This window comes from Lapidilactobacillus mulanensis, from assembly GCF_003946215.1.
Taxonomy (GTDB): Bacteria; Bacillota; Bacilli; order Lactobacillales; family Lactobacillaceae; genus Lapidilactobacillus; species Lapidilactobacillus mulanensis.
This window is the reverse complement of sequence record NZ_RHOW01000005.1, coordinates 18803-35863: the sequence shown is the minus strand read 5'-3', so window position 1 is coordinate 35863 and position 17061 is coordinate 18803. Positions and strand designations below refer to the sequence as shown.

General features: G+C 43.2%; 11 protein-coding genes and 1 riboswitch. All 11 genes read right to left on the bottom strand.

Annotated features, from left to right (window positions below):
• Positions 1-349: 349 nt before the first annotated feature.
• Positions 350-524: riboswitch (M-box (ykoK) riboswitch) on the bottom strand.
• Between the two features lie 196 nt (positions 525-720).
• Positions 721-3012: a glycoside hydrolase family 65 protein gene (locus tag EKM67_RS02080; protein ID WP_125576801.1), complete on the bottom strand. Its 2292-nt coding sequence runs from the start codon at positions 3010-3012 to the stop codon at positions 721-723.
• A gap of 1082 nt (positions 3013-4094) precedes the next feature.
• On the bottom strand, positions 4095-5876 hold the full coding sequence (locus EKM67_RS02075; RefSeq protein ID WP_125576800.1) for a glycoside hydrolase family 13 protein: 1782 nt from the start codon (positions 5874-5876) through the stop codon (positions 4095-4097).
• 183 nt (positions 5877-6059) lie between these two features.
• Positions 6060-6914, bottom strand: coding sequence for a sugar ABC transporter permease (locus EKM67_RS02070; RefSeq protein WP_125576798.1), 855 nt, complete (start codon positions 6912-6914; stop codon positions 6060-6062).
• Positions 6915-6919: 5 nt separating this feature from the next.
• Positions 6920-8269 (bottom strand): carbohydrate ABC transporter permease, encoded by a 1350-nt coding sequence (locus EKM67_RS02065; protein ID WP_125576796.1) that lies wholly within the window; start codon positions 8267-8269, stop codon positions 6920-6922.
• 81 nt (positions 8270-8350) lie between these two features.
• Positions 8351-9571, bottom strand: a complete 1221-nt coding sequence (locus EKM67_RS02060; protein WP_125576794.1) for an extracellular solute-binding protein — start codon at positions 9569-9571, stop codon at positions 8351-8353.
• Between the two features lie 259 nt (positions 9572-9830).
• A complete protein-coding gene (locus EKM67_RS02055; protein WP_125576792.1) occupies positions 9831-11507 on the bottom strand; it encodes a glycoside hydrolase family 13 protein in 1677 nt (558 codons plus the stop codon).
• A gap of 1027 nt (positions 11508-12534) precedes the next feature.
• Positions 12535-13527 (bottom strand): LacI family DNA-binding transcriptional regulator, encoded by a 993-nt coding sequence (locus EKM67_RS02050; protein WP_125576904.1) that lies wholly within the window; start codon positions 13525-13527, stop codon positions 12535-12537.
• A 226-nt stretch (positions 13528-13753) separates the two neighbouring features.
• Positions 13754-14296 carry a TVP38/TMEM64 family protein gene (locus EKM67_RS02045; RefSeq protein WP_125576791.1) on the bottom strand — a complete coding sequence of 181 codons (543 nt, stop codon included), beginning with the start codon at positions 14294-14296 and terminating at the stop codon, positions 13754-13756.
• A 106-nt stretch (positions 14297-14402) separates the two neighbouring features.
• A complete protein-coding gene (locus tag EKM67_RS02040) occupies positions 14403-14711 on the bottom strand; it encodes a hypothetical protein (protein WP_125576789.1) in 309 nt (102 codons plus the stop codon).
• 20 nt (positions 14712-14731) lie between these two features.
• Positions 14732-14992 carry a PspC domain-containing protein gene (locus tag EKM67_RS02035; protein WP_225417278.1) on the bottom strand — a complete coding sequence of 87 codons (261 nt, stop codon included), beginning with the start codon at positions 14990-14992 and terminating at the stop codon, positions 14732-14734.
• 193 nt (positions 14993-15185) lie between these two features.
• Positions 15186-16703 carry a daptomycin-sensing surface protein LiaX gene (gene liaX, locus EKM67_RS02030; protein ID WP_164506531.1) on the bottom strand — a complete coding sequence of 506 codons (1518 nt, stop codon included), beginning with the start codon at positions 16701-16703 and terminating at the stop codon, positions 15186-15188.
• Positions 16704-17061 lie beyond the last annotated feature (358 nt).

Sequence of the window (17061 nt, the reverse complement as noted above, 5' to 3'; positions counted from 1 at the left end):
TCTCTCAAAAATACAGAGGGAAATAACGTGATATCTTTAGAGTTGCGTCTAGATCAATGTCTGCCACACCCGAACATCACGAAATTCCCTCGGGCTATGGCCATCATCCATCTACGCTCATCTCCTTAAAATTAAAGCAATTTAAAATGAAGCCTACGATATTTTTACCAAACAACTCAACCCCTTCATAAATCTGTTCAACTTAAAACCAGCATCTTCAGACAATCTGCACTAACTCAAAACAAACAAATGAGCCACCGTTTCAAGTTTATAGGCAAAAAAATAACAAGCCCCCAAAACTCACCACCAAAACCACAGCGAAAAGTTAAAAGAACTTGCTAAATAAGCTCAATTGATCTAGTCGTTGGGCTTTAGCACTATACAACGTAGGAATCTGATCAGATCCCAGCTACCTTATGGAAAGCCTTGTATTCGACAATCCCTGTTCTACCCATTGGTGTCTCTCGACTTTTTCTGGGCAGTAGCCTGTGTTCGTATAGGAGCCTCACCTAACAAATCATATTTAATTCTATCTACCATTCCAATTTAAGGCCTATCCTGCGTAAAGTCAAGGAAGAGCCTCCTGACTCAGGTAGGTCACATTTCAGAATGCAAACTGCAAGAACCCGCCACCATGATCTATGTATCAAAAAAGCGTACCAACTCAACAGCACCCATAAAAATGGTGTCATTGAACTTGTACGTTTACTTTTAAATGAATTAGTTATTGATCAATTGGGTCTGATCTGGTTGTAAATTAACTTTTTGTTGATTCACAGTCAATTCCAAATCGTCACCAGCCAGCAAAGTGATCTCACTCTGACCGTGGCCAACCTTAACAGCTAATGAGCGACCGCGAAAATTAACTTTGAATGAATAGCCTTGCCAATTTTTGGGACAGAATAACTTGAATGACAATTGACCATCATGATGGCGCATACCAGCAAAGCCTTGAACAATTGCCAACCAGCCACCACTCATGGATGTGATGTGCAATCCATCGTCGGTATCATTATTGTAATTATCCAAGTCGAGTCGAGCTGTCCGTTCGTAAAGGTTGACCGCTTTTTCTTCTTCACCGATTTCTGCGGCGAGAATACTGTGAATGCAAGCAGACAATGAAGACTCATGAACTGTCAGTGGCTCATAGAAATCAAAGTTGCGTTTCTTTTGCTCTGGTGTGAACTGGTCATTCAAGAAATAGATACCTTGCAAAACATCGGCCTGCTTAATGAATGGCGAACGCAGAATTTTATCCCAAGACCAGTGTTGATTAATTGGCCGTTCTTTCGGATCGATCGAAGATGCCGGACGAATATCTTTATCCAGAAACCCATCTTGCTGCAAGAAAATACCTAACTCCTTGTCTTCAGGGAAATACATATTGTCGATAATGTCTTGCCAGTGAGCAGCCTCATCAGTGTTAATGGCTAAGCTTTCAGCCTTGCCAGTAGAAATCTGTTTCAGGATCGACAAGGTATACTTCAGAACCCAGACGGCCATTTGATTAGTGTACCAATTATTGTTGACGTTATTTTCATATTCATTGGGGCCAGTCACACCGTGGATCATGTATTTCTGAGCGTGCTTCGAATAATGAACCCGATCTGCCCAGAAACGTGAAATCGCAACCAGCACTTCGATTCCATGATCCAATACATAAGTCATATCGCCGGTATAATCGGTGTAATCATAGATCGCATGAGCAATGGCGGAGTTACGGTGAATTTCTTCAAACGTAATTTCCCACTCATTGTGACATTCGATCCCGTCAAAAGTGACCATCGGATACAATGCGCCCTTAAGACCCTGTTGTTGCGCATTATGAAAGGCACCAGGTAATTGACGGTAACGATATTCCAACAATTGACGACTGACTTTCGGCTCAGTGACCGCCAAATACATCGGCACAATATAAGCCTCAGTGTCCCAATAAGTAGCGCCACCGTATTTCTCGCCAGTAAAGCCCTTTGGTCCAACATTCAAACGTGAATCTTCGCCATAATAAGTCATGAACAATTGCAAAATATTAAAGCGAATACCTTGTTGGGCAGCTGGATCGCCATCGATTTGAACATCTGATTGTGCCCAACGTTGCTGCCAAACTTGATCTTGATCTGCTAAGTGTTCTGCAAAAGGCTTCTGACTCGCAGCCTGCAAAATTTCGGTTGCCTTAGCTTGTTGCTGACTTTCTTCGACATCGCGACTCGTCACGACGGCAACTTGTTTGAGCAAATCAACAGACTGACCAGTAGCTAAAGCCACGGTAATTTTTTCTGCGACCGCTTCTTCAGTCACATTAGCTTCGCGCGTAATTTCAGTCGGAGCGCTCACCAGACTTTGCATTTGTTCAGTGACGGTAAAACGTGGCGTGCCAAAAGGATTCGGTTTCGTTTCGACAGTGAGACTGTAACGATTATTGGCCACAGCGGCATGATTTTTTAATTCCCAGAAATTTTCATCATAATTCGAATCTTCGTTATGCACGTTGCTATTGATCAGCGGTTGAAAGACTAATTCGGCCTGACCAGCCAGAACAGTCGCCTTAACCGAAATCAATCCCAATTCTTGCGTTTTATTACTCATGAAACGCGCAAACTCGAATTTAACTTGGACGCCATCTGCAAAATCGCCCACGAAACTCCGGCGCAAGACACCATCATGCATATCTAGAGCTAACGCAAAATTCGTATAGTCGATTTTAGCAAGGTCAACGTCTTCACCATTGACGGAAATCGGAATACTGAGAAAATCGGGCGAGTTGATGGCCTTCCCGAAATACTCAGGATAACCATTTTTCCACCAACCAACACGCGTCTTATCTGGATACCAAACACCAGCAAGATAGAGGCCTTTAAGCGTATCGCCGCTATAATTCTCCTCGAAATTGCCACGCATGCCCATATAACTATTTCCGATCGACGTAATACTTTCCTGCAATCGTTTATCAGCAACTGCCAGCTTGTTTGTTTTGATCACCCAAGGATCAATGTCAAATAATCGTTTTGTCATGATACTACTCCTCTTGTTACTGAATAAATTAATCTTTAAAATGGATTTAATTCGCTTACATCAGTCATTATTGCAACATCTTAGTCGTTAATCAAGGCGAAAATGGATGTTACCGATATCAGAAACGCCACAACACAACAAGTGAACTGGCTAAACATTTGTCTTCAGTCGTGGTGGCGTACTATGAAAAATATTCTAGGTTGCTATTAACTGCAGTTTGAATTTGCGGAAGAGAACGAACTGCTCCGAAATTTCCGAAGTATAGCTTCTTCATGAACTTGAATGACTTAAAATGCATGATTGCGGGTAATGGCGGTATGAATTTGCTCCAGAGAATGAACAGCTCACTTGTGGGGACGGCTCCAGGATTTCCAAAGTACGGAAATTCTTTCGACTGAATCTGAATAGTTTGAAAAGTGTAGTTATTGGGAAACTGCAGCTTGAATTTGCTGCAGAGAATGAACAGCTCACTCGTGGGGACGGCTGCAGGATTTTGGAAGCCCGTCAAAATTCTTCCGCCTAAATTTGGAGCTCTTGCCAAAACCGCAAGATCTCCGAATTTCCCATGCTCTAAGCGACGGTGAACCATATCGCTAAGAGCATTATCACAGTGTGCTGTTCATTCTCTTCCGCAAATTCTGCGGGTCTATTCTAGTAAACAGATTTGGATTCTAAACTGGGCTTTCTCCCCTACGAATCTTTTCTGAGCAACATAAATATTTAGTAGCAAAATATCAAGCTTGATCATATTTCTCGCAGTAAAGTTGTTGACCATGAAATAAACTCATGCACACAAACCCAGTTCTTCCCAGTTCACCACTAAACCAATTCCAGTTTAGGTCGCGGCTGCGCGGGGCAAGTGACGACACTGTGAAACTGCTGTTGCGACATGGTCCATCGTCGCTTACAGCAGGGGCGCATTTCGAGATTTTTCTCAGAGCGGGTTTGGCGATTGAGAAAAAGCTCGAAATCGAGGTGGAAGACTTTTCCCCGAACTTGGGAGAAGCCTGGAACCGTCCCCACAGTAGTCAGTCACTTGCCCCACGCAGCCACGACCGAAGGTAGATAAAATTTTTAACCGGCTAATCAGTCCAAATAGCAAATCCCTTAGCTGCAAGTTGCCCATTTTCGCAATTCTGGCTAAGCAACGTCTGACCTGTTACGGAAATCTGGCAAGGTTGATCACCTAAATTGAAAACAGCTATCAACTTTTTATCTCCCTGTGCACGCGTGAATTGAACAATTTTGCGATCATCATCAACCACATCCCAAGTAAATTCACCTTGCGTCAATAAATCGGCGTTTGCTAACCGGAGTTGGATCAATTGCTGATAGAATTTAAACAGCGAACGATCTTGCGTGGCTTCGTCCCAGTTCATCGGCTTGCGGCAATCCGGATCATTGCCGCCATCCATGCCAATTTCATCGCCGTAATAAACGCAAGGCTCGCCTTCTTGTAAGAAAGTGAAGGCCAAAGTTTGACGCATCAAGACTTTATCATCATCACAGACCGTCAATAACCGGGCTGTATCGTGTGAATCTAAGGTGTTGAGCATGACTTCATTGACCTGCCGTTGATACAGTGTCCGTTGATAATTCAGCCCATCCACCATGCGCGTTGGTGTCAGCGTGTGATTAACAATGCCATTGATCAGTGTTTCCGTGTAGGCATAATTCATGACCGCTGAGAATTGGTCACCAGACAGCCATGTCTGCGAGTTATGCCACACCTCACCTAGAATATAGAAATCACTTTTAAGTTCGCGACAAGTGCTGGCAAAACTGCGCCAGAATGCATGATCGACTTCGTTGGCAACATCTAAGCGCCAAGCATCGATATCGAATTCTTTGATCCAATATGCCGCGACATCCAACAGATATTGTTTGACTTCAGGATTGGCAGTATTTAATTTCGGCATATGCGGTGTGAATGCGAAAGTATCGAAAGTTAGCTCCTTAGCGTTTTCGAAATTATCTGTTGCTTCATACGTCACTGGGAATTTATTAATGTGGAACCATTTCGCAAAGCGAGAATTTTCACCGTTGGCAATAACATCTTGCCACTGAACAGATCGGTCACCAATATGGTTGAAGACGGCATCCAACATGACTTTTATGCCGCGTTGATGGGCCGCTTCAACAACTTGGCGGAATAATTCTTTATTTCCAAAATCGGGATCAATTTCTAAATAATCGATCGTATCGTATTTGTGATTGGAATAAGCCTTGAAGATTGGGCAGAAATAAATACCGTTGACGCCTAATTCTTGCAGGTAATCCAAATGATCCAGAACCCCTTGCAGATCGCCCCCATAATAATCTGTCCGGTTGGGACTCAGATCACTACGCCATGGTTTAACGCCAGGTTGGTCATTATTTTTATCACCATTGGCAAAACGTTCTGGAAAAATCTGATACCAAACAGTGTGTCGTACCCAATCTGGCTCCTTAAACCGATCGACTTCGTGTAGATATGGCATGCGGAACGGATTGCCGTTAGTGCCGATCATTTCGGTCGAGAATGGGAAGACCCCGCGATCGCCATACAAGACTTTTTGATCATCTTTGCCGATCACTTCGAAATCATATTGTGCACGCTTAAATGGTAGTTTTAAAGCAGCTTCCCAGTAATCAAAGTCTTCTGTCGTCGCAATGATCCGCATTGAAGCGGTCTGATAATCCCAATGAGAACTACCAGAGTTATTGGTCAGATCGTCTGTCGTACTTGCGTAAGGATCGCCATAAAAGCAATTCACTGCGGCAACGTCGCCACGCTTGGTCCGTAAACGAACACGAAAATCATTTGGTTGATATAAATAGGCAAACTCGCTTTCAGGGCGATGATAAATTGCGGCTGTTTCCATGAATTAAATACCTCTCTTTAATTAATAACGAATTAACTCTATCTTAAAAAAGCGATTCCAAAACAGCAAGCCTTATTTGAGTTGTTATCGGTAACAGAATCCAGCTTGCTGTGAACCCTTCAAATTACCCGGTATGACTAAATAAAAACCACCCGTCAAAAGGGTGGTTTTTATCGGGAAAAATTAACCTTTGTCTGCACCAGCAGTAATGCCACTGACGTAGTAACGTTGCAAAATAATGAATAAAATTGTGATCGGGATCGCGATGATCACACACCCAGCGACGAAGGCAGTGAAGTACTGACTGCTTAAGCCCTTGGTGTTTGACATCATATTGTAAAGTCCATACGCCACAGTTTTATTCTTGGCACTATCCGTCGATAGAATAATACTTGGGAAGATGAAATCCGTCCAAGGTGCCATGAAGGCTGTTAACGATGTGTAAATAATCATTGGCCGATCCATTGGCAAGATGATGTGGATAAAAATCTGCCATTTAGTTGCACCGTCTAATTCGGCGGCTTCGTCCAAAGACTTAGGAACTGTATCGAGGAACCCTTTCATGATATAGAACCCAAGTCCAGCACCACCAATATAGACCAAAGTTAAGCCAGCCAAGTTTGTCATACCAATTGCCTTTAGCATGTAGTACAGGGCGATCATCGACATGAAGCCTGGGAACATACCCAATACGAGTGCGAACTGCAAGAATGGTTTACGCAGTTTGAAACGTAGACGTGATAAGGAATAAGACATCACCGTCGTTGTAAACGTATTGACAACCGCACAAATCACGGCAATAACGAACGTATTTAGGACCCAAGAGCCGAATGGATATAACTTGTTATTGAAGATTTTCGCATAGTTACTGAGTGTCCATTGTTTGGGAATGAATGTTGAGACGAACCCTGATAAGTTAACTGAGAAACTCGTCATGATGATCCAAGCGATTGGAAAGATCCAAACGATGACTAATGCAATCAGCAGAAGATATCTTAACGATAAAGAAAGCCGTTGTTGACGTTTATATGAATGCATAGAATTTAGCCCTCCTTAAACGCATTTGTACGACGATAGGCCAGCAGTGAGAAGACGGCTGAAATGATGAAGATGAAAATACCTAACGCAGCTGCGATATTATAATTAGGTACCGATTGCATCGTCAATTTGTACAACCAGGTGACCAGTAAATCTGTAGAACCCGCTTGATAAAACTTGGAGTTCAATGGTCCACCACCCGTTAACAGGAAAATCACGTTAAAGTTATTGATGTTACCAATAAACTGTTGAATCAAAGCAGGTGTCATCACAAATAGAATCTGTGGGAATGTAATCTTGTTGAAGACTTGGAAGGCATTGGCCCCATCCATTCGCGCTGCCTCGATCTGATCTTGGGGCAAATTCTGAATAATGGCGGTGACAATCAACATAGTCACCGGAATCCCGATCCACATGTTGGTCACAATGACGGTCAATTTAGCCAAGTTGGCGTTCTGCAAGAATTGAATTGGTTCTGTGATCCAGTGCATACGTTGTAACCAGCTGTTGACTGGGCCGGCATTATCCCAGAACATCGACATCATTAGTAATGAAACGAATTGGGGAACGGCGAAGACAATAACGAACAACGTTCTGAACACGCCTCTAAACTTAATGCCTTTAGATTCAATCAAGAGCCCCAACAAGACACCGAAGACGAATGTTGTTGCAGTTGCGGCAACAGCCCAGACCAAGGTCCAACCTAGAACAGGGAAGAATGTGCCGGCCATGCTACCTGTCAAGATCTCACCGAATGCTTGAAAACCCGTCCAAGAAAACCCAATGGGATGATATTGGTTAAAGTTCGTGAAGGCCATGGTGATCATATAGATTGTTGGCGTCACGGTGAAGGCAAAAATACCAGCCAATGGTAAGAACATCAAGAGTTGATGCAGCCGCGTATCCAACAAGGATGCGAGGTCCTCTTTTGTCGTTGGAATATGCTTGCCATCACGATTCAATGCATAGAGATGACGCGTCGACTTCAAGCTGACATAGTAAAGAACTAATAACAAGGCGATTAAGATGATCGAAATCAACCCAAAGAGCAAGATCACCATCGAAGAATCCGGTTGTTTAGTGACCCAAATACCCTGGTTCTTATCAAATACTCGAGTCAACTTTTTGATTTTGCCTAAACTGCCTAATAAACTGATGGCACTAATGCCATTGTAGAAAAACCAGACTAAGAAAATAACTTCACTCAATAGAAAGACAAGGCCCTTGAGCCATTGTTTATTCTTTAGCTGACTGATTCCCATGATGATGAAGCTAAGTTTCGTAGCCCAATCTCCTTCTTGCCAAGTTTCTTTAAACGTGGCCTCAGGCGCGGTGTGTGCTTTCTTTTTAAACATACGTTTACGGTCCTTTTCCTAATCTAATCTTAAGACAAAGAGGTCAGGCTCAGCCCAACCTCCCCACAGATCATAACAACATTACTTAGAGCTACCAGAAATTCCTTTTTCAAACGATGCAAGTTGTGTCTTGTATTGTGAAGCTGGTGTTTTACCTTTATAGGCATTGTCGATCAGTGGTGCGGCTAAATTCCAGAACGACGCCATCTGGTCCATCTTTGGCATTACAGTACTGAGATTTGCTTGTTTGATCACCGCTTTAGCCACTGGATCAGCTTTAATTGCCTTATTCTTTTGTGCTTTCTTAGAAACAGGAATGGCATTTGTGCCTTTATAAAGCGCAACCTGAGACTTATGGTTCGATAGATATTGGGCTAAGGTTGCCGCAGCTAATTGATGCTTCGATTTTGCATTAACGGCTAAAGTACCGACACCGGCGAATGCCTTCATTTGTTTCTCTTTACCTGAGCCGAAATCGATCTTAGGAAGAATTGAAACACCAAAGTCATCACCTAAGATCTTCTTAACGCTTTGACCATCCCAAGGACCATCAAGAATTGCGGATGTCTTGCCTGCTTCTAAATCACTCAACAGTGCTGAACCTGACTGACGAACGCCCTTGTTGGACTTTTGAGCAGCCAACCAAGTCATGACCTGAACACCTTTAGCATTGTTAACCTTAGTTCCCTTTAGTTTTTCACCATTCTTGCCATAAAGGTAAGTCCCATTTGATAAGAAGGCTGGATACCAGTTATAGGCGTTAGTAAAGTCAGTCCCGATCACACCTGTTGCCGTTAGACTCTTCCATGTTTTGACTTGAGTTGCATTTAATTTTGACTTGTTATAGTAAATGATGTTTGCTTGCTCATCTTGTGGATAAGCTAAATATTGACCCTTCCAAGTCACAGCTTTCCCTGCCAACTTCACATCATTCTTCTTCACCCATTTCTTTGCGGATGGCGATAAGGGATTGATGTAGCCTGCAGCGAACATTGCGCCTAATTGGTCGTTAGGTGCTTTGAAGACATCAGCAGCCTTGGATGGATCTTTGGCCAAATCGGTTTTTGCAGAAGCAGAACCCGATGGACTCGTTGAAACCTTAACTTTAACTTTTGGATACTTCTTCTCGAATTTCTTAACTAATTTCTTGTATGATGGCACATTGTTTGTATCGACCCATAATGTGATGTTACCCTTTGGCTTAGCCGTCGCAGCTGAAACGCTCTGGCTATCAATAGAGGCGACTGTCGCTAATGCTAAAACTGAAGCACCCGCAACCACGATCTTCTTCCATGACTTCATTTCTCTGGTTCCTCCTAGAATTAAAATATGATTTCGCTTACAAGGGTCATTATTACAGCCTCTAGTTTTTTAATCAAGGCAAATACCGATGTTACCGATAACAGAAAAGCGCCAACACTTGAAATGTCAGGCCCATCTGACTTTAGCGCTTGATGCCGCCATCGTTTCCTCAAAGCCGATCGCAAGAAGTTTGACCATTAAGAGCCCTCTTTTTTCAGTAAAGATGTTTGAAATCTAAATTCGTTTCACCGAATCGGATTTAAAGATGCTGACTCACGAAAACGATACTCGACCATGCACCCAAGCTTAATTCTTGGCCAGTCAAATGCCACTCGCCTGTTGCCAATTGCGATTGACCAACGGTGCCTTCTGGCAATTGCACCTTTTGTGCTTGGCGCGAAAGATTCGTGACGACAACAGCAACCTGTTGATCAGAGTTACGTTGATACATAATCACCGACTCCGGCGAATTGAGCAACTGAAAACTACCAGTTGCAAATAACGGTTTCTGTTTCAGCTTCAATAATGCCCGATAAAAGTTAAGTATGCTATCAGGATCCGTCTCTTGCTCTGCCACCGTCGTTTGTTTCTGTGTCACTCTTAACCAAGGCTCGTGTTCAGAGAAGCCGTTGTTGGCACTCTGATCCCAAGGCATGGCTTGTCTAGCTGCTGTCTTATGAATTTGCGACAGGCTTGTTAAAACAGCCTCTTTTTGATCGGCGGGAACTTTTTTACCCAGTTCTGCAACGGATTGATCTTGAAATGCAGAAAAGCGGGTGAGTTCAGCGCTCTTCAAGCCTAATTCTTCACCATAATAAATAATCGGAACGCCTTTTTGCAAATACAACATCGTGGCTAGCGTCTTGATACTTTCAAGCGGATAATCTTCGTCGCCATAAACCGTCGCCATTCTCGGCAAGTCGTGATTACTAAAGTAGAGTGTTGGTTGGGTCGTCTGCGCCAAAACCGTCTGCCATTCGACAATAGAAACTGGCAAGTTGGCGACGTCTAACGCTTCTCGCTGCGGCAACTTGAACTGGTTCTGGACAGCTGTTGCAGGTACCCTTTTTTTCGGTAGATTACGGAAGCTGACAATTGCATCACACAGTTTATTACCGCCAGTCTCACGCGTATACAGCGCGGCTAAATTAGGATCAGCAGAGGCACCCTCGCCCAAAATAAACAGATCAGGATTGATCTTGCGCAACTCGTTAATGAATTCTTGTAAATAAGTCACCACATTAGGCAAGTTTGCAAACATCGGTTCAGCTACAACTGGCTCGTTGGATTGCGTTGGATAATTTTGAGTCAACGTGCCTTTAGCGATGTGAATAAAGGCATCTAGTCGTAACCCATCCACCCCTTTTTCAACCCAGAACTTAGCGACCTCGATCATCGCCTCACGTACTTCTGGATTCTTCCAGTTCAAATCAGGCATGTGCTGATCGAAAAGGTGGAAATAATAGGAACCAGGTTCACTAGGATGCTCTGTCCAAACGGAACCGCCGAAGAATGAGCCCCAATTGTTGGGTGGCAAGCCATTCTCCGTTCTCTCCCAAATATAATAATCACGGAACAGACTGTTCGGTCCTTTCAACGCATCTTGAAACCAAGGATGCTGATCAGATGTATGATTCAAAACAAAATCCATCATCACATGTAATCCTAGCTGATGGGCTTTCTCAATCAGCTCGTTCATGGTGCTCATGTCACCAAATTTCGGATCGATGGTGTAGTAGTTCGATACATCATAGCCATTATCAACTTGGGGTGACGTAAATACGGGATTGAGCCAAATCGTGTTCACACCCAACGCCTTGATGTAATCCAGTCGATCGATGAGGCCGCGCAGATCACCGATTCCATCATTATTACTATCTTGAAAACTACGAGGATAGACTTGATAGACAATTGCTTGGTCATACCATTCTGTCATGTGATTCATCCTTTCCTGTTGCCTGAGTACGCTAGATTAATTGGCTCAGCACAACAACTCAATACCTATCATAGAAAAGCGATTACAGAACAGCAAGCACTTTCGTTGATGTTATCGGTAACAGAATTGTTTTGTCGGTTTTAAATGAGTATGGCGTTTCCGAGTTTACAAAACCTCTGGTTTTTGCTTAACTGCAGTTTGAATTTGCTCCAGAGAATGAACAGCTCACTTGTGGGGACGGCTCCAGGATTTTGGAAGCCCACCAAAATTCTTCCGCCTAAATTTGGAGCTCTTGCCAAAACCGCAAGATCTCCGAATTTCCCATGCTCTAAGCGACGGTGGACCATGTCGCTAAGACCATTATCACAGTGTGCTGTTCATTCTCTTCCGCAAATTCTGTGGTCTATTCTAGTTAGCAGAGTTGGATTCTGAACTGGACTTTCTCCCGTACCAAGCTTTTATGCGCAACTTGATTTTCCTGGTGGCAAAATATTCAACGTGATCATATTTCCAGCAACAAAACAATCGACGAAGGAATAAAGTCCTTCCACCTAAATCCAGTTCTTCCCAGTTCATCACTAAACTAATTCCAGTTTAGGTCGCGGCTGCGTGGGGCAAGTGACGACACTGTGAAACTGCTGTTGCGACATGGGCCATCGTCGCTTACAGCAGGGGCGCATTTCGAGATTTTTATCAGTAGCCGCACCTGCGACTGAGAAAAAGCTCGAAATCGAGGTGGAAGAATTTTCCCAGAGTGTGGCGCAACATGGGTTGAAATCAACAGCTAAGACGTCAAGACACAAGAATTGGTCTTCATTCTTCGTGGCTTGATCTCTTAGATGCTGATTTCAATGTTGCAGAACACGTTTCGGGAAAAGTCTGGAACCGTCCCCACAGTAGTCAGTCACTTGCCCCACGCAGCCACGACCGAAGGTAGACTAAGAATTTTAACACTCCCTAGTCATCGCCACTCATGCGAACAAACTCGCTCATTAAAAAAGCCCACCAAGTATGGTAGGCGAATAATTTAAGTCAAATGATAATTACGAGTGGTTTGTCGCCGAATCAATTCTGGTGAAAAGGCAATTTCCATCCGGTGCGTCCGCGTGGGTTGATGATCTTCTGTCAACGGTAGACCCCAGTTAATTTTTTGTAGCAGTAATTCCGCACTCTTACTGCCCATATCCATTACCGGTTGTTTCACCGTCGTCAGCTTTGGCTCCGCAATTTGATCAAGGAACACGCCATCGAATCCGATAATGCCGAAGTCTTCAGGAATGTTTCCGTTCATATGTTGGATACCACGTTCGACGCCGATTGCTAGACGATCACTCGAGCAAACAAAGCAAGTATTTTTTTCAAACTCCTGCCAATGCTCCTGAATATAATTCTGTGATTCAGATGAATGATTGCCGAAACGCACGATCTGCGGATCACGGCCGGCTTTTTGCATGGTGCCCATGTAGCCACGTTCCCGCGAATACTCGAACGACTCCTTTAACTCGATTCCGAAATAAATAATGTGCTCATAGCCGTCGGTAATTGCGGCGCTAGTCGCTAGAAAAGTGCCATATTTATTATCCGAATCCACGAAATCATAATTATGGCGGTTCTCGCCAAAAAGAATCGTCGGTCGATTTAACTCTTGGATCCATTCGAAATCACTCTGACGTGCACCAGTAATAATATAGCCATCGCAATCACCGATGCCGGCATTTTTTTGCGTGACCACTTGTAGCGCGTATTGGTGACCATTCAAAAATTGAGCGACGCCCATTAATAGCGTCGCGTAATAAGGTTCTACTGTGTCCACTTTTTCTAAAATGATCAACTTAATGATCCGCGTTGTGTTTGCCGCAAGCGCCTTGGCCGCAAAGTTAGGTTGATAATTCAATTCTTTCATAGCTTTGAAAACCAATTGTTTCAGTTCATCCGTGACTTGTTCGGGATGATTGATCACCCGTGAAACCGTCATTTTGGAAACATTCGCCAATTTGGCCACATCATTCAGTGTCGCGATCGAACTCACCCTCTCCTATAAAACAGCGTCGGTATAGTTTAATTATAAAAGTTACGCGAAGGTTTAACAAGCCGAGATGTTTTCTAGACCTAGATACCTTGATACAGGCTAGAATTCTAAGACTCTGATGTCGAAAAGTTTTGGCAAAATTGACTTTAACACTTTCTTGCTATTCTAAGCCTTTGCCAAACAAAACGCCCACCTGCATTTGCAAGTGGGCGTTTATTTATTTAAGAAATTGAAATAGCCATTGGCTGCCATACAATAGCACAAAACTATAGGCAGCAATCGTGAAGGGTTTCAGCAAGATGATGATGGCGCTGAACTTTTGCCAAGACATCTTGGTTAATCCCGCAATCAGCACCAAAACATCATCTGGTGCGACTGGTAGAAAAATCGCGGCGGCGAAAAACCAATCGAAGGCTTTTTGATTCTTGGTTTTGTCAATATAGCGATTGTAAACCTTCTCCGGAATCACGTGGAGAATGAAATCTTGTCCGTAATGTCGCGCCAAGAAAAAGTTGATAAACGAGCCAGTCACAATTCCGATATAGTTGTAAACAAATCCCCACAATGGGCCGAAAATAACGACACCAACAGCAGTACTAATGCCACCAGGAATAATGGGAATGACCACTTGGACGATCTGAATACCGATAAAAATCAACGGACCTAATAATTGACGGTGAGCAACGTAACTTTGTAGCGCAGTTTGGCTACTAAACAGTCCCATTTGCCACCAATAGATAGTCAAGCTAATGATTGCCATCAGCGATATCACTGAAGAAATGTTGATTAGTTTTCTACTAGCTTGCGCATTCACTGCTTAACCCCCTAAGTCAATTCTAGATCATTAATTCGTAAACAGATCCAGATTAAAAATCGCTCCACTCATCATGATCATCGTGTTGACGCTTAGACACATCTTTTTCTTTGACATCATAAATTTCCTTACGGATGTGTTGAGATGAAGATGAAGTCGGATGTCGCTGGTAAGTTGAACGGGTTGTCCATGAATCACTTCGATCAGAACGACGCGCGAAATAATTCACGATCGCCGCAATGATAATCAGGGGCAGTAAGAATTTCAAAAGCCCGAAGAAAATCCCAATAGCACCGGCGATCAACGCGAAAACGATGATCAATAAAATGGGAATGAAAAATAAAAATAAGATAAACGGCAATGCAAACACCTCTCAACTAATTAGAAATTACTCCAGTTACTATCATGATCGCGATTAGGACGACTCGTTGTAGAACCATCATTGCGGTTGGACGCTGACTCTTCTGGTATGATCAACCAGAGTGCCAAATATATCCAGAAACCACTTGATGCGAGTAATACCATTAGCGCAAAAGCCACACGTACTAATGTTGGATCAATATCGAAATACTGGGCGATCCCACCGGCAACACCGGCAATTTTTCGATCAGTTCTAGAACGGTATAAACGCTTTTTCATCATTAACTCCTCCAAAATAAACAAGTATCGTACAAAAACCTATCTTACGCAGCCAAAACCATGGCTCCTCACAGCTTGAATTGCGCTCAAGTTAACTGTCTGCTATAGATAAGCTATCAATCACTGAATTCACAAACCGAATTGAGTGATTGACGAGCTTATCTTACGCAGCCAACCGTTAACTTTCGCAGCTTGATTATTGGTTATCCTTTAGATAAATGGTGCCTGAGGTGCTGCTTAGGTTTAAATCGGCGCCTTCTGTGTCACCGCGTTTAAAGTTTAATCGTTTGCCTGTGGTTGTCTTTTCATCCATAATTTCTAAATTAGCCACACGGGTGTTGACGGTGCCGAGGCGTGTTTTGGCCACGCCGTGAAAATCAAGTGTGTTTTCTACGGCAATTTTAACGGTGCCATGAACAGATGAAGCATCTAAGCGATGAAGATCATCATTGTGCAACGTTGCCTTGACACTGCCATTAACGGTTGAAAGGTCGCCAGCTTGAACGTTGGCATTCAACGTGACGTTCCCATTAACGGTGCTGAATAAAGCCTCACGCAATTTGCTATCGGTCAATTCGACGGAGCCATTAACACCCTCGAATTCGATCATCGTCGCGTCAATGTTGCTCAGAGAAGTTTCACCATTAGTTGTCTTCAGATAAATATCTTTACCGGAAAAATCTTTGATCTCAATGTTGCCGTTTAAAAGATTCATGGTGACGTGATCATAAGTGCGTTTTGGCAGGTAAATTTGTAAATCTGCTTGAACCCGTTTGTTAGGCACTTGGAAAACAAAACGATCATCAGTCACTTCAATGTGGCTGCGCTTCAAGAACGAAGTCAGTTGATCTGCTTCTTCCATTTTGCCATATAGCTTGATGTTCGCGGCAACTTTAATATCCTCTTTATCCCAGCTAGTCAGCTTAACTGCACCGTTGGCATTTTTGATATCAAGAATCGTGGCTTGAGCATCCTCATAGACAAAATCGTGCTTGAAACTTGATGAAACAATGCCAGGCACTTTGATCGTGACATCATTCCAATCGATATTATCGACCACATTCTTAACGGTATCGCGAACGAAGCCGCCGATCGATGTGCTAAAATCAGAAACCTTTTCGCCAAAATCGTTGAATGTTGACGTCGTGTTGTCGCGGATCTCGTCGAAATGAATGCTTTCTTTGATTCGTTCACGCGTTAACTTACCGATTTCTTTATTTAAGCCGCTAATTTTATCCGCTAATTCTGACTGAGCAAGTTCTAGATTTTCAATGGTTTGTTGCAATTCAACCACACGGCCCTTAGCTTCAGAGCGTTCTTGAACTTTCTCTTCGGTCAGGCTGTCAAGGTCTTCCATGGCATCGATGACTGTAATATGCTCTTGGTCACGGTCGATTTGACGTTGAACGGCAGAAATTTTTGTTTGCGTTTCTGCCAGTTTGTCATTTTCTCGGGCCAAGTCAGCCTTAAGCTCACTCAATTGTTGCTCGTATTTGTTTAAAACTTCATCTTCTGCTTCATCTTGATCATCTTGATCTTGATCGGCTTCAGGTTGTGCTGTCGTTGACTGTGATTGTGTGTGAGTTGTCTGTTCTTTTGTAGCATCAGTAGCAGTGTCTCGCTTCTTAGCCAGATTTTCTAATAATACCAAACCTTCTTCGGAAGTGATCACACCTTTTTTAACAAGGTCTAAAATTCGTTCGCGTTCATTCATGTTATTAACCTCCATTGGTCTTCACATCTGTTGATTACATAGTTCATTATGGACGGTTCGGCGTGATAAGTCATAGGTCAAAGGATGGATTTTCACATCAGTCTCTGGTGAAAAATAGACCCAGTTAGACTGATCATCATTTCTTTTATTTTGTCGGAAAATAAAAAAGCTAGCAACCACGACGTTCTTCACATCGATTGATCACTAGCTTTCTATACAAAAATGGGCCCCCTCGGAGTCGAACCGAGATTTCAAGAACCGGAATCTTACGTGCGATCCATTACACTAAGGGCCCATAACATTACTAGTTTATCGAAAACTACGACAAATAGCAAGAGCAAAATAGCTAGCGAATCAA